This is a genomic window from Amycolatopsis nivea, assembly GCF_004522235.1.
Classification (GTDB): domain Bacteria; phylum Actinomycetota; class Actinomycetes; order Mycobacteriales; family Pseudonocardiaceae; genus Amycolatopsis; species Amycolatopsis nivea.
In genome coordinates this window covers 144915-162084 of sequence record NZ_SDLT01000012.1, presented here as the reverse complement: position 1 = coordinate 162084, position 17170 = coordinate 144915, and the positions used below count along the sequence as shown (strand labels likewise).

Sequence of the window (17170 nt, the reverse complement as noted above, 5' to 3'; positions counted from 1 at the left end):
CCTCCTGAGGGAAATCGTGATCAGTAGCCGCGGACGTCGGGCCAGCGCCGTTCGACCCCGGCGCGGTCCAGCACGCGGGCGAACTCGTCGAACCGGTCCTCGCGGATTTGGTGCGGCTGCAGCCCTTCGCGCAGCGCGAAACCGACGAGATGGCCGGCGACCTCGCCGACGTTCCACTCCACCGGATGCAACCGGTGACAGCCGTTGGTGATGTGCGTGGTGCCGATGTTTTTGCCCGCGGGCAACAGGTTGCGCATCCGTTGCGGCAGCAGCGCGCCCAGCGGCAGTTCGAACGGGACGCTCGGCACGTCGAGGTAGCTGTCCCCGGCGGTCGACGGGTGGAGGTCGATCCGGTAACTGCCGACCCCGACCGAATCCTCGCGCCGCTTGCGGCCGGTCGGGCCGAGGATGTCGAGCGACACGTCCTGTTCGACGACCGTGGTGACCGCCCGGATCCGCCTCGCTTCGCGCACGTACGCGGACTTCGCCAGCCCGTCGTCGGTGCCGACCACATCCGGGCGCAGCTTCAGGCCGGGGAAACCGGTGCCGCCGTCCAGCCGTGGCGCCTCGGTCTGGAGCCAATACAGCACCGACAGCGAAAGCTGTTTCGCCTCGTAGTGCGCGCGGGCCACGTCCGCGGCGGTCGTGACCCCGTCGATCTCCAGCGCGGGCCGCAGCCAGTAGTCGTTGAGCGGCCAGTTGACCAGGGTGAGGTCGGAATCGAACGCGCCCGGCTGGTGCAGTTTGCGGGCGAGGATCCGCCGGAAGCCCCACAATTCCTTGTCCCCGGCGTCGGCGCTCTGGTCGGCGCTCACCGCGAGCGGATCCGTCTCCGGGTTCGGGTCGAAGGTCCGCGGCACCGGCTCCAGCGACCGGGGATCCGGGGCGAGGAACCCGAGCAGCGGACCGGGCCAGAAGTCCGGCTGGTATTCGCTCCAGACGCCGTACAGTTCCGGCCGGTCGATCGTGTGGTCCTCGCCCGCGTGATGGGACAGCGCGAAGCAGTAGGTGATGCCCTGGAGGTTGCCCGGGTCGGCCTGCTCCGGCGCGTGCGGTTCGCCGTGCTCGGACTGCGCTTCGGCCCCGATCGCGAACTCGGTACCGGTGAGGGGCAAGAGGTCGCCGTTTTCGGTGGCGTCCAATGTGTACTCGGCGCGAACCGTCGTGCGGTTCCCGTCCGGCCCTTCGAAGGTGACCGCCTCGACACGGTCGCCGGTCACGTCCGCCGCGACCGGCCGGTGTCGCAAAAGGACAGTCAGCCGGCCGGACGAGCGATGCGGGGCCAGCATCGATTCCAGCACCGCGAGCGCGACGCGCGGCTCGTGGCACAGCTTGCTGACCCGGCCCGCACCGGGATTCAACTCGGTCAGTGCGGCCGCTTCGGCCCGCAACGGATAGTGCCGCCGGTAGTAGTCGCGCACCCCTTCGCGGAACCGGCGATACGTCGCGGTGCCGCCGAACTGTTCGATCCAGGGATTCTCGTCCGGGGGCACCGCCTGCGCGGTGAACTGGCCGCCGAGCCAGTCGGTCTCCTCGGTCAGCACGACGCGGTGTCCTGCCGACGCGGCGGCCAGCGCGGCGGCGACGCCGCCCACCCCGCCGCCCGCGACGAGGATCTCCGTGCCGAGTTCAGCCATTGCTCTGTCCTAACCGGATCGTGGTGCGCCGACGTCCTCGCCGGCCACCGGTGGGCACCACAGCAGCTGCTGCCGCGTGGTCGTCTTCTCGGTGACGAGGTCCACGAGCAGGCGCACGGCCAACCGGCCCATCTCCCGCATCGGGACCTCGAATCCGCTCGTCCCCGCCGTCCCGCCCAGCACCGCGAGGGACAGGTCGTCCGGAGTGGACAGTCCGGCCTGGTCGATCGCGGCCCGCACCGCACGGTGTGCGGCGCCGGTGTCGGTTCCTTCCACGACCACCGCCGTGACGCCTTCTTCGAGCCATTCCCGGATCGGAACCGGCTTTCCGTTGAGCCGGACGATCTTCGTGTCCGGTGCCGCGCGCAGCACGCCGAGCTGACGGTCCGCAGAGGACGGTGCCTCGTCCGTCTCCCGGACGTACCGGATTTCCCGGTGGCCGAGGCCGATCAGCCGCTCCAGCACTTGCGCCGAAGCGGTGACGTAATCCGCGCCGATGTACGGGATCTGTCCGTCCAGCTCCGGCCGGCGTCCGATGTAGACCAACGGGAACCCGGACGCCATCAGCCGCGAAACCGGTCCCTCCGGGACGTGCCTGCCGAAAAACAGGCAGCCGTCGGCCATCCGCGTCCGGCGGATCGCCTCCTCCTGCCGCGCGTGCGGCCCGCTCGTGCCGGTGAACAGGATCAGATCCTGGCCCAGCGCCGCGGCTTCCTCCTCGACTCCGGAGAGGATCGGGTGGTACGCGTCGGCCTCGTCGGTCGGGAACGCCGTGCGGAAGGTGTACAGCCCGAGCAGATTCGCCCGCGCCGACGCGAGCCGGGTGGCCGCCGGATTCGGCACGTAGCCCAGTTCCTCGGCCACCCGCAGCACCCGGCTGCGGGTCGACTCGGCCATCCGCACGGTCCGGTTGCCCGCCAGCACGACCGAAACCGTCGCCTGGGACACCCCGGCGATGCGGGCGATGTCGGCTTGGCGAGGCATGCGGTTGCGGCCGGGCACGGGTCACCTCCGGGGAGCGCTAATGCGGATTAGGCGAGGATCTGCGCCGGGCGCGGCACCGTCAAGGCTTCCGGGATGTTTCTGTCCTGTTTTGCCGGAGCGAGGGACTAATACGTATTAGCACCTTGACAGCCCCTCAGCCGCGCCCGAAGAGTCGCTCCGGGTAACCGCCGATGAAAGGGAGCGTCCGCATGACCGAACTTTCCCGCCGCACCGCCCTGCGCGGCGCAGCCGGAGCGAGCTTCGCACTGGCCGCGCTGCCCCTGCTCGGCACCGGAACAGCGAGCGCCGCGCCCGCCGGATTCCCGGAGTACCGGTTCGTGCGCACCGCGTTCGACAAAAGCAAACTGCAGTACCCGCCGGCGAGGCGCGAGGTGATCTTCCCGTGCATCCGCGGCGTCTATGACAAGCTCGCCAACCCGCTCGGCCGCTATTACCTGTACTACGCCCCGCACGACGCGCCGGGCGGCATCTGCCTGTCCTATGCGGACAGTCTCGAAGGGCCGTTCGTCGAATACCCGCGCAACCCGATCGTCAAGAACGTCTGGAAGCCGCACTACGACGTGTCGCACGTGTCGTCGCCGTTCGTCCTGTGGCACGAGCAGACCCGCGAGCTGTGGCTGTATTTCCACGGCGAGAACACCACGACTCGCCTCGCGCGGTCAAAGGACGGGATCCACTTCACCTACGACAAAACGGTGCTGTCGACGTCGATGCTGCCCAAGGGCACCACCGAAACCTCCTACGCCAAGGTGTTCGAGCACGACCTGCCTTCGCGCGGCGCGAAGTACGTGATGGTGTTCATGATCAACACCACCGCCAACCACCGCAGCATCGGGTGGGGCTGGTCGGCCGACGCTCGCGATTGGACATTCTCGCAGACGCCGCTGATCCGTCCCGAAGAAGTCGGCGCGAGCAACATCGGCGCGCCGACCGTGGTGCGGCGCAACAATTCCACCTACGTCGTGTACCACGAGAACATCGAGGCCGGCGGGAACATGCTGATCACCGAGGTCGGCAACGACTTCGGCAAACGCGAGCACCTCGGCGTCTTCCACGCTCCGCTCGCGGGCGCGCCGGACAACGGCCGGTGCGCCGCCGCGTCGTTCGGCACGATGAACGGCAAGGAGTACATGTTCTACGAGGCGGGCGAACGGCTCAAGGGCGCGATCGCCATCGCCCGCGCGGTCTAGGCCAAGTACGTCGGCCTCCCCGCCACGATCGTCGCGGACACCGGCATTTCCCGCAGTTCCTTCGTGGACAGTCCACTCGGGTCGGCCGCCGTCAGGACCAGATCGGCCACGTCGCCGACCTGGACGCCGCGGCGGCCGCCCGAGGACGCGGCCAGTGCGTCGGCGAGCGGGATGGCCTGCTCGGGATGCCACGGCGGCCGCTCGTCGTCGGTCCGGCCGACCGCGGCGGCGATCCCGTCCCACGGATCGAGCGGCGCGACCGGCGCGTCCGAGCCGAGTTCCAGCCGGGCACCGGATTCGAGCAGGGCGCGGTACGCGTACGCGCGGTCGGTGCGGCCGTGCCAATGCCAGTCGGCGACGTCGCGGTCGTCGGGCTGGTGCGCGGGCTGCACACTCGCGACCAGCCCGAGCGCGGCGAACCTCGGCACGTCCTCGGGCCGCAGCAACTGCGCGTGCTCGATCCGGCCCGGGCAGCCGACCTCGGCGAACGCGTCCAGCGCGATGGTGTTGGCGTGGTCGCCGATCGCGTGCACCGCCGGGGTCAGCCCGTGCTCGTGCGCGCGGCGCAGCAACGGCACCAACTCCTCCGGCGGCAGCTCCAGCAGCCCGTTCTCGCCGGATCCCGGGTACGAATCGTGGCAGTAAGCGGTGCGGGTGTTGAGCGAACCGTCGACGAACAGCTTGAACGGGCCGACCGTGAGCAGTCCTTCGCCCGCGTCGAGCACGTCCCCGGTCCGGTGTCCTCTTTGGATGGTCTCGTCCAGCAAATACCTTGCGATCACACAGGAAACCCTCGTCGCTGGCTTTGCCGTGGCCGCCCGCCGGGTCCAATCCGTGACCGTGTCCGCGTATTCGTAGTCGACCACCGACGTCACGCCCCGCTTCGCGGCGGCAGCCAGCGCGTCGGCAACCCAAGCGTCCTGAACCTCGACCGGCGCGGACGGCAACGCGGCCGTGGCGCTCATGCAGTCGTTCTCCAGCAGGACGCCGGTCGGATGCTCACGGCCGATCAGCTTCAACGCGGCCGGGCTGAGCCACAACGTATGCAAATCCGCGCTGAACAACGCCACCGCGCGGCCCGGGAGCGCGCGCTGCAGCAGATCCTTGTGCGGCCGGTCCGGCCAGAGCCCGTCCCGGAACCCGACGCCGACGACGAGCTCCCCCGCCGGAGCACCGAGCAGCTTCTCCATCAGCAATTCGACCGCGCCCACCGCGGATCGCGCACCGTCCAGCGGGATGCGCCTGCGGAATCCGGCCCACTGCACGAGGTGCGCGTGCGCGTCGACGAGCCCGGGCAGAAGCGTGCCGCCGTGCCCGTCGAGCACGCGGGCGGCGAACCCGGTCCCAGCGCCCGGTTCCTCGACAGCCGATACGACACCGTCGCGCACCCGAACGTCGGCCAGCGGCCCCTGCAACCCGACCCGGACGCGGCGGAGGAGAAGATCGTCCATGCGCCCAGCCTGCCAGCAGGCCCCGTTCGGGTGAAGCGGGAATTGCGATGCTGGGGCGGGCGTTGAAACGGGTACACGCAATGCATGGCAGCCGTCGCCCGCCGAAGGGTCAGGGCCGGTCAGGAGCGCCGCCTTCACAAGCCGCGCAGGGTTCGACTCCCTCGGTTGCCGCTTTGTTCCGCTGGACCGCGCGGGTCGGGCGGAGCTGTCTTGGTTCGCGGTGGCCGTTGCACGGCTGATCCCCTCGTAGGCTGGGCTTTGAGCGCCGACATCGGCCGCCCGGTCTGACCTGACGCAGCGGAAGCTTCGAACACCTCCGCACGGAGCGCGACCAGCTGACCCCGCTTCGCGCAGGATCTCGCATTCCGCCCGGCCAGCTGCCTCGCCCGCCCCGCAGCCGACACCCCGTCGGACTCCGACCGTGAGCCGAGCCCCGTCCCCGCCGCGACCGAAACACTTAGCCCTTGCGCTAACCATCACCGCCCGCAATACTTAGCCTCATGGCTCAGTATTCGACCACGCTCGACGGGGTCTTCTCCGCCCTCGCCGATCCGACCCGGCGGGCTGTCGTGCGGCGGCTCGGGGTGGGGCCGGCGAGTGTCGGGGAGCTCGCGGGCGACGCGCCGATGACCTTGCCGTCCTTCATGAAGCACGTGCGGATGCTCGAGTCGCACGGGCTGATCCGCACCGAGAAGTCCGGGCGGGTGCGGACGTGCGTCCTCAACCGCGAGCGGTTCGCGCTCGTCGAGGACTGGCTCGCCGAGCAGCGGCGCGTCTGGGCCGGGCGCACCGACCGGCTCGAGCAGTTCGTCACCAGCCAGGAGGACCAGCCGTGAACCCCGACCTCGATCTTTCCCTCGACCGCGTCATCCGCGCGCCCCGCAAACGCGTCTGGGACGCCTGGACCGACCCGGCCAGCCTCGCCCAGTGGTGGATTCCCGCCCCGCTGCGGTGCCGCGTCGAGGAGCTGGACGTGCGCGCTGGGGGTGCGTTCGTCACGCGGATGAGCGAGGACGGCGACACCTTCGTCCCGCATCTCGACGCGTGCTTCCTCGTGGTCGAGGACTACGAGCGGCTCGTTTTCACGAATGCCCTCGACAGCGCGTGGCGGCCGGCGAAACCGCAGCCGGTCGCGATGACGGCGGAGATCGTCCTCCGGGATCATCCGGACGGGACGGATTACCGCGTCGTCGTCCGGCACGGGGATCCGGCGGCCAGGGAACGGCACGCCGATCTCGGGTTCGCGGACGGCTGGGGCACGGTCACGGCTCAGCTCGCCCGGGTCGCGGAGGGCGGGGCCTGATGCAAATCTCCCTCACCGCGTTCGTCACGCTCGACGGCGTCAGCCAAGGGCCCGGATCGTCCACAGAGGACACCAGCGGCGAGTTCTCCCGCGGCGGCTGGTTCGTTCCGCATCTCGACCAGGCGTTCGTCCAGCGGGCGTCGGAGTGGCTGGATTTGGCGGACGGACTGTTGTTCGGCCGCCGCACGTACACGTCGTTCGCGCGGGATTGGCCCGCGGTCACGGATCCGGACGATCCATTCGCCGAGCGGATGAACTCCCTGCCGAAGTACGTCGTGTCGAACACGCTCGAAACCGGCGTTTGGGCCCCGACCACCGTATTGCGCGGCGATCCGGCCACCGCGGTGCGCGAGCTCAAGGCGCAGCCGGGCCGGGAGCTGCAGATTCACGGCAGCGCCCGGCTCGGCAACACCCTGCTGTCCGAGGGAGTCGTGGACAAGGTCCGGTTGGTCATGACGCCGACGGTGCTCGGGGCGGGACGGCTGCAGTTCCCGCATCCGGTGTCGGCGACCGGGTTGCGGCTCGTCCGCCACGAAGCCACGCCCAGCGGACTGGTGCTGCTGGAGTACGACGTCACCGGAGCAGCCGCGCTCGACGACTACGACGGAGTCACGAATCTCGCCTCATGAAAGGTGCGCGGCGGAGACCATCGCGCGGTAGACGTCGGTGTTGTCCAGCGTCCCGTCGAGGCGGTCCGAGCCGGGGCCGGTCGCGGTGACCGGGGTCGGCACGCCGCTGTGGTCGCCGCTCGTCCAGTCGACGGTCAGCGAAAGTTTGGTGCCGGGAACGGGAAACGGGCCGTCCTCGTTGCCTTCGGGCGCACCGTCGGTGTTCTCGATGGCCAGTCCGCCGGTCTCGTGGTCGCCGCCGATGATCACCAGGGTGTCCGGATGCGAGCGGGTGAAGCGCAGCACCTCGGCGACAGCCGCGTCGAGCGCCCGGCCCGCGTCGAGGACGCCGTGCGCGTTGTTTTCGTGGGACATCCCGTCGATGCCTTCTTCTTCCAGGAACAGGAAGAAGCCGCGCGGGTTGGCGGAAAGCGTGTCGAGCGCCTTCTTCGCCATCACCGGCAACGCGACCTTCGGCTGGTACGCGCCCTTGCCGTCCGGGCCGTAATCGACCATGTCCTCGTTCGCGAACAGTCCGAGCAGCCGCGGCGCGCGAGTCGCGGCGAGTTCGCTGGCGTTCCGCACGTAGGTGTAGCCGGAGCGCTTCGCCTGCTCGATGAGGTTTCCGTGCGTGCTGCGGCTTTCCTCGCCCGGCTTGTCCGGCCACGCGCCCGGATCGCCCTTCGGCAGCCACCAGTCTTCGCCGCCGCCGAGGAGGACTTCCGGACGGCTTTCGGTGATGTACTGCTTCGCGATGTCACTCTGCAGATCCCGCGACGGCACGTGGGACGCGAACGCGGCCGGCGACGCCCCGGTGACCTGCGCGGTGGTGACCAGTCCGGTCGACTTCCCGGCGCGTTTCGCCTGCTCGAGCACGGTCAGCAGACGGCGGCCCTGCGCGTCCTGGCCGACCGCGCCGTTGCGGGTCTTGTGCCCGGTGGCGAGCGCGGTCGCCGCCGCGGCGGAGTCGGTGACGAGTTCTTCCGGGTCGTCGGGGTCGGTGTGCACCATGCCGGTGACCGGGAGCCGGTTCATGACCAGGTCGCCCTTGCGGCCGGTCGTCGCGAGCCGGACGAACTCCCGCTGCGCCGCGCCCATGCCGTCGCCCTGGATGTAGACGATGTTGCGCGCTTTCGGATGCCACCCAGCGGAATCCGCGGCCGGACCGTCCCCCGCCATCGCGACCGCGGGCACCGCTCCGGCCACCGCGAGCACGGCCGCGGTGAGCACCATCGTCTTGCGCATCCGGATCCTCCTTTAGTTAGGAAGCTTTCCTAACATGTTTCCGGAAGCGCCGCGAGAGGGTCACCTGAATGGACGTGTCCGCCGACGGTGAACAGCACCCCGCCGGGGCCCGCCGCTCATTACGGTGGGTTTTCATGGAGACCGTCACGACGCGCACCGTCGAATACCCGGCCGACGGCCTCACCATGGTCGGGCGTCTCGCGCTCCCCGCGGGGACCGGCCCTCGGCCCGCGGTCCTGATCGGGCCGGAAGGCACCGGCCTCAACGACTTTCAGCGCGCACGGGCCGACGCGCTGGCCGAACTCGGTTACGTGGCCCTCGCGTTCGACATCCACGGCGGACGCTGGTTCACCGATCCCGACGAAATGCTGGCGCGCTGCCTGCCGCTGCTCGACGACCCGGACCGGATGCGCGACATCGGCCGCGCGGCCCTCGACGTGCTGCTCGCCGAACCGCGGACCGACCCGGACCGGATCGCCGGGATCGGCTACGGCACCGGCGGCGCGATCGTGCTGGAGCTCGGCCGCGCGGGCGTCGATCTGCGCGCGATCGGCACGATCAACGGCCTGGTCACCGGCCGTCCGGGCGAGGCAGCGAACATCCGCTGCCCGGTGTGGGCGGGCGTCGGCTCGGAGGACCCGATCATGCCTGCCGCGCAACGGGACGCGTTCGCCGCCGAGATGCAGGCGGCGGGCGTCGACTGGCGACTCACCGTCTACGGCGGCGCCCAGCACGCGTTCCACCACCCGCCGATCGGCCCGGAGCAGCGGCTTCTCCCCGGCGTCGGCTATCACCCGGTGCAGGCCGAGCGAGCCTGGCGCGACGTCCTGACCCTGCTTGCCGACAACCTCGGCTAACGGGCGAGGAACGGCCCCGGATCAGCCAAAACGCCGTGGATGGTGCGGCCAGCGGCACCGAGCGTCGCGGCGGAATCGCCGAGTGCGGACGGGCTCAGCACCGGCACCGAACCGCGGAGGCCGGTCAACCGCGCCCGCAACACAGCCTCGGCAGCGGGTGCCAGCCAGGGAAACAGCGGCCCGAATACGCCGCCGAGCACCACGCGGTCCACATCCACGAGATTGACCGCCGACGCCAGCGCCAATCCTAGAGCCTCCCCCGCCGCCGAGACGGCCGACAACGCCGCGTCGTCACCCGCGGCCAAAGCGGCGGCGAGAGCGTCCACTGCGGATACTCCAGCCGCGGCGAGCATCGCTTCCTGCCCGGCGTAGGTCTCCAGACAGCCCGCCGCACCGCAGCGACAGGACGGCCCGGACGGGGAAACCAGCACGTGCCCCAGTTCGCCGCCGGTGCCGCGGAACAACCGCGAGTCCACGACCAGTCCCGCGCCGATGCCGATCTCGCCCGACACGTAAAGGAAATCCGCCGCCCCGGCACCGAACCACAGCTCGCCGAGAGCACCGAGATTCGCCTCGTTGTCCACCGAAACCGGGACCGGCAGCTCCAGCTCGACCGGAACGTTCCGCCAGCCGAGGTTCGGCGCGCTCAGCACCACGCCGTCCCGCACCGGGCCGGACACCGCGAGCACCGCACCGGCGACCGTCAAGCCCAGCTCGCGCGCCTCGGCCAACTCCGCGGAAGCCAGTTCCCGCACCGCCTTCAGCACAGTTTCCGCTGGCACGCCGCGGTTGTCCCGCTCGATGCGAACCGACCGGCGGACCGTGCCGGTCAAGTCCAGGACGCACGCGGCGAGATAGTCCACATTGGCCTCGAGCCCCAGCGAAGCCATCCGCGCGCCGCTCAGCGAAACCTCGACCCCGGGCCGGCCGCGCTCCCCCGCGCGCACTGCGGCGGTCTCGGACAGGAAGCCCGCGTCCAGCAGCGAGCCGACCAAAGTGGACACCGTCGACTTGGTCAGCCCGGTCAGCTCCGCCAGCGCGGCGCGGGTCAGCGGGCCGCCGCGGCTGATCTCGCCGAGCACCAGTTCGAGGTTCCGCGCCCGCATCGCGTCGTGCCGGACCGGTTCCATGCAGACCTCCGCTCTTGACGGCCGGGACGACCGTAGCGCAGTATTTAGTCTACAACGTGAACTAAATGAAGGGACGGGCATGGCCGACTACGCCCCCGCACCGGAGGACAAATTTTCGTTCGGACTGTGGACCGTCGGCTGGCCCGCGGCCGACCCGTTCGGCGTCGCCACGCGCCCGCCGCTCGACCCGGTCGAGAGCGTGCACCGGCTGGCCGAACTGGGCGCGTACGGCGTCACCTTTCACGACGACGACCTCCTCGCCACCGAACCGGACCGCGACACCGCGATCGCCAAGTTCAAGCGCGCGCTCGAGGAAACCGGCCTGCGCGTGCCGATGGCGACGACGAACCTGTTCAGCCATCCGGTCTTCAAGGACGGCGGCCTGACCAGCAACGACCGCGACATCCGGCGGTACGCGCTGACCAAGGTCCGGCGCAATCTCGACCTCGCCGCCGAACTCGGCGCGCAGACCTACGTGCTGTGGGGCGGCCGCGAAGGCGCGGAATCCGATGCGGCGAAAGACGTCCGCGCCGCACTCGCCCGCTACAAGGAAGGGCTCGACGTCCTCGCCGACTACGCCGTTTCGCAAGGCTACGACCTGCGGTTCGCGCTGGAGCCGAAGCCGAACGAACCGCGCGGCGACATCCTCCTGCCGACGATCGGCCACGCGCTCGGGTTCATCTCGCAACTGGAGCGGCCCGAGCTGTTCGGGCTGAACCCGGAGGTCGGCCACGAGCAGATGGCCGGGCTGAACTTCGTGCACGGCATCGCGCAGGCGCTGTGGCAGGGCAAGCTGTTCCACCTCGACCTCAACGGCCAGCACGGCCCGAAGTACGACCAGGACCTGATCTTCGGGCACGGCGATCTCGCCAGCGCGTTCTTCCTCGTCGACCTCCTGGAGCACGGCGGCTACGACGGCCCGCGGCACTTCGACTACAAACCGCTGCGCACCGAGGATCCCGAGGACGTCTGGGTTTCCGCGGCGGCGAACATGCGCACTTACCTGATCCTGCGCGAGAAAGCCCGTGCGTTCCGCGCCGATCCGGAGGTCGCCGAAGCGCTCGCCGCGTCGCGGGTGCCGGAGCTGGCGACGCCGACGCTGTCCGAGGGCGAAACCCTGGACGATCTGGCCGCCGACGAGTTCGACGTCGAAGCGGCCGGCCGCCGCGGCTACCACTTCACCCGGCTCAACCAACTGGCGTTGGAGCACCTGCTGGGCGTGCGGTAAATCAGGCGACACGGGCGGTGGCGGTGTTTTACCGTTGCGGGCAACACGTTGACGGAGACGAGTAGCGCAGGGCACCGCGAGGGACAGAGAGCTGCCGCCGGTGAGAAGGCAGCGTCGCGGCCCAGCGCGAAGACACTCCTGAGTGCGGGGAGGAAATGCCCCGACGGCCCGGCCGCCGTCACCCGGCCAGAACGAGGCCGCCCACTCGGCGGCGAAGGTGCGGTGGCACCGCGAGTGTCCCTTCTCGCCCGCACCCCCAAGGGGTCGCCGAGTGCGCTCAGGAGAAGGAATGAGTACCCGCACCCCGGTGGCCTGCCTGCGTGACCGCGTGGGCTCCACCGTGACGATCGCCGGCTGGGTGCACCGCCGGCGCGTGCTGAAATCCGTGGCGTTCCTGGTCGTCCGCGACCGGTCCGGCACCGCGCAGGCGGTGTTCGCCGAGCCGCCGGAGGTCGCCGAGGAGACCGTCGTGCGGCTCACCGGGCAGGTGGTCGCCAATCCGCAGGCACCGCAAGGAATTGAACTGCGGGAACCGGTTTTAGAAGTGCTGTCCGCGCCGGAAAAGCGGCCGCCGTTCGATCTTTATCGGCCCGAAGTGGCCGCCGGGTTGCCGGTGGTGCTGGACAATGCCGCGGTCGCGTTGCGGCATCCGGTACTGCGGCGGCGATTCGAGGTGGCCGCGGCCAGTGTCGCGGCGTTCCGCCGGGCGTTGGACAGGCAGGGATTCACTGAGATTCATACGCCGAAGATCGTCGCCACCGCGACGGAATCCGGGGCGAATGTGTTCCAGCTCGACTACTTCGGCCGTCCCGCTTACCTCGCGCAGTCGCCGCAGTTCTTCAAGCAGGCCATGGTCGGCGTGTTCGAGCGGGTGTACGAGGTGGGGCCGGTTTTCCGGGCCGAACCGCATGACACCGCACGACATCTGGCCCAGTACACGAGTCTCGACGCGGAACTGGGCTTCATCGCCGACCACCGCGACGTCATGGCCATGCTGCGCGACGTCGTAGCGGAGATGGCCGCCGCGGCCGGACCGGACGCGCCGACGGTGCCGGACGAGATCCCGTCGATCGATTTCGCCGCGGCGCAAGAACTTCTGGCCCGGAACACCGGCGAGGACCCGCGCGGCGAACCGGACCTCGCGCCCGCGCACGAACGCTGGCTGTGCGCATGGGCCGAGCGGGAACACGGGTCGGAATTCCTGTTCGTGACCGGATACCCGATGGCGAAACGGCCGTTCTACACCCATCCGGACCCGGCGGACCTGGCCCGGTCGAACAGTTTCGACCTGCTTTTCCGCGGCCTGGAACTGGTGACCGGCGGCCAGCGGCTGCACCGGCACGCGGACTACCTCGCCGTGCTCGGCGAGGCGGCCGGGCAGTACTCGGACTATCTCGACGCGTTCGCATACGGCATGCCGCCGCACGGCGGGTTCGCGATCGGGCTGGAGCGCTGGGTCGCGCGCGTGCTGGGCGTGGCGAACGTGCGCGGGGCGACGCTCTTCCCCCGGGACCTGCACCGCCTGCGGCCCTGATCGCCCCTCGAAGGTGCCGCTGGCCTGGTACGCGGGGTGTGCGGTCCGTGAAGGACTCCTTGAGGGAATCTGGTTCCCTCAAGGAGCCCTTCACGGAACGTCACTGAGCAGCGAAGGTGAGCGACCCCAGCGCGGTGACCAAGGGCGCCAGCTCCGGCAGCTCCTCCGCCTCGGCGAGCGCGGCGGAAAGCGCCGTGTCGTGCGTCGGGCGGGCGGCGGCCAGCAGCTTCTGCCCGGACGGCGTGACCTCGGTGTAGATGCCGCGCCGGTCGTCCTGGCACAGGTAGCGCGACAGCAGGCCGCGCTCCTCCAGCCGGGTGACCAGCCGGGTCGTCGCCGACTGGCTCAGCACCACCGCGTTGGCCAGCTGGCTCATCCGCAGATGGAAGCCGTCCTGGCGGCCGAGCACGTCGAGCACCGTGTACTCGCTCACCGACAGCTCGTGCTCGCTTTCCAGCGCGCGGTTCAGCCGGTCTTCGATCCGCGCGTGCAGCGCCGCCAGCGTCCGCCAGCCTTGCGCGCGCGCCTCGACGGCGTCGTCCGACACCGACATGGTGCACCTCCTCCAGACGGCCCCGGTTGCGGGCGGCCGCGGGCCCCGAGCAGCATCGGCGCAGGTCAATGTGACTGCAAGTATTGCGCGCGCCGGTAGTACTCAGCTGCCACTGTACTCGCGAAACGCCGGGAGGTCCGCCCGGCGGCGTGACCTCGTGCGTCCTCCCCCGGACCCGGCTCAGCTTTTGTCCTCGCCCGACGGCGAGTAAGTTGTCCCCGCTACCCGGGGGAAAGGCGAGCGGCACATGACCGGCACCGGCGATGCGGACGCGGGCACGACCGCGAGACGGTTCGCGCTGGGCCGGTACGGGCCCGCTCCGCTGGTCCTGGCCGGCCGGTACGAGGTGGGCGAGCGGATCGGCGAAGGCGCGACCGCCAGCGTGCACCGCGGCGAGGACCGCGAAACCGGAGGCGAGGTCGCGGTCAAGCTGTTCCACGCCGGAGCGGTCGAACTGGGCCGCAACCGCCGGGACCAGGAGATCGCGGCGCTGCGCGCGGTGCGGCATCCGGGGTTGGTCGGGTTCGTCGACGCCGGAATCGACGAGGGGTACGCGTACCTCGTCATGGACTGCGTGCACGGGCCCAACCTGTCCGAATGGCTGTGCTCCGGGCCGCTGCCCGCCGACCGGGTGGTCGAACTGGGCGCGCAGCTGGCCGAGGCGCTCGCTCACGTCCACGCGCACGAGGTGACCCACCGCGACCTCAAACCCGCCAACATCCTCATGTCCGACGACGGCCCGCGGATCGCCGACTTCGGCGTCGCGCGCATCGTGGACGCGACCCGCGTGACCGACACCGGCGCGGTCGTCGGGACGGCGGCTTACCTCTCGCCGGAGCAGGTGCTCGGCGAGCACCCCGGCCCGGCTTCGGACGTGTACGCGCTCGGGCTCGTCCTCCTGGAATGCCTCACCGGCGTCCGCGAATACCCGGGTACGGCAGCGGAAACCGCGGTAGTGCGGCTGCATCGATCGCCGCGGGTGCCGCCGGGCACGCCGGAACCGCTGGCGAGGACTCTGCGCGCGATGACCATGCGCGATCCGGAAGAAAGACCCTCCGCGACCGCCGTGGCGCGTGCGTTGCGCGGCACGGAAACGTTGCGGCTTCCGATCAAAACGCGGTTGGCCGTCTTCTGCCGCCGCCACCGGGTCTCGCGGCGGCGCGCGGTGCTCGCGGCGGGCCTGCCGGTCGTGCTGGTCGCGGCCGGAACGCTGCTGTTCGCGTCTCCGCTTCGCCCCGGCACCGGGTCCGCGCCGGGCCTCGACCCGGCACCGGTTCCGGTTTCTCCGCCGTCGTCCGCTCCGTCCGATTCCCCGGACCAGGCGCCGCGGCATTCGCCGTCCGCGCCGCCGGTCCGTTCGACGAACGCGGCGACGCCGCCCGTGCAGACCACGGCGGTTCCGCCCGGCACGACGGCCCAGACCGCGCCGGCATCGGAAAGCCAGGTCAGCCCAACGAGCCAGCCGGGCCGGACACCGCCGAAAACCCCGCCAGGACAGACGAAACCGCCCCGCAACACGGCCACCGGTCCGCCGAGCGGCAAGCCTCCACATTAGACAGACCGGACCACCCGGTCGGCTGACGCGGCGCAATTCGGTGGCGAAGTCCGTCCCGGCGCGCGATCCTGGTGGCGAGCCGGGGAGGTGGAACCGATGACCGCACACTCGCGCCGGTTCGGACGGCAGTGCCGCGAACACTTCGAGCGCCCGGAACCCGCCCGCACGGCCGAGCCGAAACCGGACGCCGAGGCGGTTCCGGAACCGGAGCGAGCGCCGGAGCCGGAGACCCGGCCCGGGAAGTAGCTTTCCGGTGCCGGGCAAGGAAAACGGTGCTTACTCTGCCCGCGGCGCGGCCTCGATCGCCAGCACCGCGATGTCGTCGTGGCCGGAATTCCCGAGCCAGGCCCGCACCGCCTCGCGCAACCGGCGCACGACCTCGCGCGCCGGTTGCCCGACGCAGTCCTCCAGCACCGTGTAAAGCCGTTCGTCGCCGAACAGTTCGGTGGATTCCGTGCGGTTGCGGGCTTCGGTGACGCCGTCGGTGTAGAGCAGGCAGACGTCGCCCTCGTCCAGATGCGTCGTCGCCTCGGCGAAGCGGGCCTGCGGCGACACGCCGACGAGCGTGCCGGGCACGCTGATCTCCTCGACCCCGCCCCCGCGCCGCAGCACGAGCGGGGCGGGATGGCCGCCGGAGGCGAGAGTGACGTCGAGCCCGGACTCGGCGGCCGCGACCGAACCGAGCACGAGCGTCGCGAACCGGTTGCTGCCGCCGGAGATCAGGAGTTCGTTGAGCAGCCGCAGCATCGTCCGGCCGTCGCGTTCGACGAGATGCAGCGCGGCCAGCGAATGCCGCACGCGTCCGGTCAGCGCGGCCGCCTCGGCGCCCTTGCCGCAGATGTCGCCGACCACCACGAACGCGCTGCCGTCGTCGCGGGAAAGGACGTCGTAGAAATCGCCGCCGACGCCCAGCACCCCGCCCGCGGGTTCGTACCACAGCTCGAAATTCGCGCCCTCGACCTGCGCGGGCGGCGTCGGCAGCAACGTCGATTCGAGCCCGCGCGTGGCTTCCTCCTGGCGGGCATAGCGCTGCGCGTTGGCCAGCGCCGTGCCGGCCGCGTCCGCGAACGCCTCGACGGCTTCGCCTTGCGAGAGACCGAACGCGGGCTCGCCGCGCCTGCCGAGCAGCACCGCGCCCGCCATGCCGGAGCCGAACGAAACCACTGACACCTCAAGGTGCCCCTCGAACGGCTCGGCGACCGCCGCGGGCAGCGCCGCGACCTCGGTCGCGGGCACCGCGCGGACCTCGGGCCGGGCGACGTCGGTGACCGCGTCGGACACCACGGGCGCGAGCTGGGCCGGCACCCGCCGGATCCGGCCGTGGCCCGCCGCGCCGTGCTCGGTGCAGCTCCACCATTCCCAGCGGCCGCGGGTCGTCGGCAGCAGCACGAAGGCGCAATCGCCCAAGGCGGACGCCGCCAGCTCGGCGATCACCCGGGCCGTGCCGTGCCGTCCGCGCGCGAGCGCCAGTTTCGGACCGGCCTCGGCGAGGAACTCTTCGGGACGGCGGCGGCCGTCGTCGACCACGGTCCAGGCGCGCCAGCCGCCGGGCAGCGCGCGGACCTTGGCCGGGCGGTGGCCGACCTTGCCGGTGGTCTCGGTCACGCCGACGAGCTCGGCCGGGCCGAGCCGCTGCGCGGCCGCGTTGGCCCAGCGCAGGGCGCCTTCCGGGTCCTGGAGGAACACCGGCTCCCGGACGTCGTCGAGCACCGAGCGCCAGAAACCGGCGTGCCCGGGCAGCTCGGCGCCGGGTGGCAGGGCCGACGCCGGAGCGGGCCGTGACACCATGCACGAACCTCCTGCCTCCGGGTCGACCTGACGGTCCTGGTCCTTCCAGGTTGGCACAGTGTGCGCGGGCGGACTGGGTCGAAGTG

16 protein-coding genes are annotated in these 17170 nt (G+C 70.9%); 9 read left to right on the top strand and 7 right to left on the bottom strand.

Annotated elements, in window-relative coordinates; genetic code table 11:
- Positions 1–20: 20 nt before the first annotated feature.
- Together EIZ44_RS17125 and EIZ44_RS17120 are read right to left on the bottom strand one after the other, a co-directional pair.
- Positions 21–1637, bottom strand: a complete 1617-nt coding sequence (locus EIZ44_RS17125; RefSeq protein ID WP_037813907.1) for an FAD-dependent oxidoreductase — start codon at positions 1635–1637, stop codon at positions 21–23.
- 9 nt (positions 1638–1646) lie between these two features.
- Positions 1647–2639, bottom strand: coding sequence for a LacI family DNA-binding transcriptional regulator (locus EIZ44_RS17120; RefSeq protein WP_240691327.1), 993 nt, complete (start codon positions 2637–2639; stop codon positions 1647–1649).
- A 191-nt stretch (positions 2640–2830) separates the two neighbouring features.
- Between EIZ44_RS17120 and EIZ44_RS17115 the strand changes: the two genes are divergently transcribed.
- A complete protein-coding gene (locus EIZ44_RS17115; RefSeq protein WP_134729658.1) occupies positions 2831–3832 on the top strand; it encodes a glycoside hydrolase family protein in 1002 nt (333 codons plus the stop codon).
- Here EIZ44_RS17115 and EIZ44_RS17110 read toward each other — a convergent pair.
- Complete coding sequence (locus EIZ44_RS17110) at positions 3829–5283, bottom strand: amidohydrolase (RefSeq protein ID WP_134729656.1); 1455 nt, start codon at positions 5281–5283, stop codon at positions 3829–3831. The two genes, EIZ44_RS17115 and EIZ44_RS17110, sit on opposite strands and share 4 nt — an antisense overlap.
- Before the next feature lie 500 nt (positions 5284–5783).
- On the opposite strand from EIZ44_RS17110, the gene EIZ44_RS17105 reads away from it, so the two are divergent.
- Genes EIZ44_RS17105 through EIZ44_RS17095 form a run of 3 tightly spaced genes read left to right on the top strand, consistent with a single transcriptional unit; the run spans position 5784 to position 7215 of the window.
- The gene (locus tag EIZ44_RS17105; RefSeq protein ID WP_134663085.1) at positions 5784–6119 is read left to right on the top strand and encodes an ArsR/SmtB family transcription factor; all 336 of its coding nucleotides are present in this window, start codon (positions 5784–5786) and stop codon (positions 6117–6119) included.
- Positions 6116–6586, top strand: a complete 471-nt coding sequence (locus tag EIZ44_RS17100; protein ID WP_134729654.1) for an SRPBCC domain-containing protein — start codon at positions 6116–6118, stop codon at positions 6584–6586. Before EIZ44_RS17105 ends, EIZ44_RS17100 begins: the two co-directional genes overlap by 4 nt.
- Positions 6586–7215 carry a dihydrofolate reductase family protein gene (locus EIZ44_RS17095; RefSeq protein WP_134729652.1) on the top strand — a complete coding sequence of 210 codons (630 nt, stop codon included), beginning with the start codon at positions 6586–6588 and terminating at the stop codon, positions 7213–7215. Before EIZ44_RS17100 ends, EIZ44_RS17095 begins: the two co-directional genes overlap by 1 nt.
- Here the strand turns inward: EIZ44_RS17095 and EIZ44_RS17090 are convergent.
- Positions 7210–8439 (bottom strand): alkaline phosphatase, encoded by a 1230-nt coding sequence (locus tag EIZ44_RS17090; protein ID WP_134729650.1) that lies wholly within the window; start codon positions 8437–8439, stop codon positions 7210–7212. The genes EIZ44_RS17095 and EIZ44_RS17090 overlap by 6 nt on opposite strands.
- A gap of 134 nt (positions 8440–8573) precedes the next feature.
- On the opposite strand from EIZ44_RS17090, the gene EIZ44_RS17085 reads away from it, so the two are divergent.
- Positions 8574–9296, top strand: coding sequence for a dienelactone hydrolase family protein (locus EIZ44_RS17085; protein WP_134729648.1), 723 nt, complete (start codon positions 8574–8576; stop codon positions 9294–9296).
- On the opposite strand, the gene EIZ44_RS17080 is transcribed toward EIZ44_RS17085, so the two are convergent.
- Positions 9293–10426, bottom strand: coding sequence for an ROK family transcriptional regulator (locus tag EIZ44_RS17080; RefSeq protein WP_134729646.1), 1134 nt, complete (start codon positions 10424–10426; stop codon positions 9293–9295). The two genes, EIZ44_RS17085 and EIZ44_RS17080, sit on opposite strands and share 4 nt — an antisense overlap.
- Positions 10427–10505: 79 nt before the next feature.
- Here EIZ44_RS17080 and xylA point away from each other — a divergent pair, with 79 nt between their 5' ends.
- Entirely contained in the window at positions 10506–11654 is a 1149-nt protein-coding gene (gene xylA, locus EIZ44_RS17075; RefSeq protein ID WP_134663091.1) for a xylose isomerase, read from the top strand.
- A 289-nt stretch (positions 11655–11943) separates the two neighbouring features.
- Positions 11944–13188, top strand: a complete 1245-nt coding sequence (gene aspS, locus EIZ44_RS17070; RefSeq protein ID WP_134729644.1) for an aspartate--tRNA(Asn) ligase — start codon at positions 11944–11946, stop codon at positions 13186–13188.
- Positions 13189–13288: 100 nt separating this feature from the next.
- Here aspS and EIZ44_RS17065 read toward each other — a convergent pair whose 3' ends face one another.
- Positions 13289–13741, bottom strand: a complete 453-nt coding sequence (locus EIZ44_RS17065) for a MarR family winged helix-turn-helix transcriptional regulator (protein ID WP_037813922.1) — start codon at positions 13739–13741, stop codon at positions 13289–13291.
- A 247-nt stretch (positions 13742–13988) separates the two neighbouring features.
- On the opposite strand from EIZ44_RS17065, the gene EIZ44_RS17060 reads away from it, so the two are divergent.
- Entirely contained in the window at positions 13989–15296 is a 1308-nt protein-coding gene (locus tag EIZ44_RS17060; RefSeq protein ID WP_051729001.1) for a serine/threonine-protein kinase, read from the top strand.
- 96 nt (positions 15297–15392) lie between these two features.
- Positions 15393–15542 (top strand): hypothetical protein, encoded by a 150-nt coding sequence (locus EIZ44_RS44725; protein ID WP_158714492.1) that lies wholly within the window; start codon positions 15393–15395, stop codon positions 15540–15542.
- A 30-nt stretch (positions 15543–15572) separates the two neighbouring features.
- Here the strand turns inward: EIZ44_RS44725 and EIZ44_RS17055 are convergent, their stop codons facing one another.
- Positions 15573–17006 (bottom strand): PP2C family protein-serine/threonine phosphatase, encoded by a 1434-nt coding sequence (locus EIZ44_RS17055; RefSeq protein WP_240691326.1) that lies wholly within the window; start codon positions 17004–17006, stop codon positions 15573–15575.
- Between the last annotated feature and the right edge of the window lie 164 nt (positions 17007–17170).

What these genes read in the sequence shown, in the direction of transcription:
- aspS (WP_134729644.1), top strand. Translation starts at nt 11,944, where the DNA reads ATGAGTACCCGCACCCCGGTGGCCTGCCTGCGTGACCGCGTGGGCTCC.
- EIZ44_RS17125 (WP_037813907.1), bottom strand. Translation starts at nt 1,637, where the DNA reads ATGGCTGAACTCGGCACGGAGATCCTCGTCGCGGGCGGCGGGGTGGGC.
- xylA (WP_134663091.1), top strand. Translation starts at nt 10,506, where the DNA reads ATGGCCGACTACGCCCCCGCACCGGAGGACAAATTTTCGTTCGGACTG.
- EIZ44_RS17090 (WP_134729650.1), bottom strand. Translation starts at nt 8,439, where the DNA reads ATGCGCAAGACGATGGTGCTCACCGCGGCCGTGCTCGCGGTGGCCGGA.
- EIZ44_RS17095 (WP_134729652.1), top strand. Translation starts at nt 6,586, where the DNA reads ATGCAAATCTCCCTCACCGCGTTCGTCACGCTCGACGGCGTCAGCCAA.
- EIZ44_RS17110 (WP_134729656.1), bottom strand. Translation starts at nt 5,283, where the DNA reads ATGGACGATCTTCTCCTCCGCCGCGTCCGGGTCGGGTTGCAGGGGCCG.
- EIZ44_RS17115 (WP_134729658.1), top strand. Translation starts at nt 2,831, where the DNA reads ATGACCGAACTTTCCCGCCGCACCGCCCTGCGCGGCGCAGCCGGAGCG.
- EIZ44_RS17080 (WP_134729646.1), bottom strand. Translation starts at nt 10,426, where the DNA reads ATGGAACCGGTCCGGCACGACGCGATGCGGGCGCGGAACCTCGAACTG.
- EIZ44_RS44725 (WP_158714492.1), top strand. Translation starts at nt 15,393, where the DNA reads ATGACCGCACACTCGCGCCGGTTCGGACGGCAGTGCCGCGAACACTTC.
- EIZ44_RS17085 (WP_134729648.1), top strand. Translation starts at nt 8,574, where the DNA reads ATGGAGACCGTCACGACGCGCACCGTCGAATACCCGGCCGACGGCCTC.
- EIZ44_RS17060 (WP_051729001.1), top strand. Translation starts at nt 13,989, where the DNA reads ATGACCGGCACCGGCGATGCGGACGCGGGCACGACCGCGAGACGGTTC.
- EIZ44_RS17105 (WP_134663085.1), top strand. Translation starts at nt 5,784, where the DNA reads ATGGCTCAGTATTCGACCACGCTCGACGGGGTCTTCTCCGCCCTCGCC.
- EIZ44_RS17065 (WP_037813922.1), bottom strand. Translation starts at nt 13,741, where the DNA reads ATGTCGGTGTCGGACGACGCCGTCGAGGCGCGCGCGCAAGGCTGGCGG.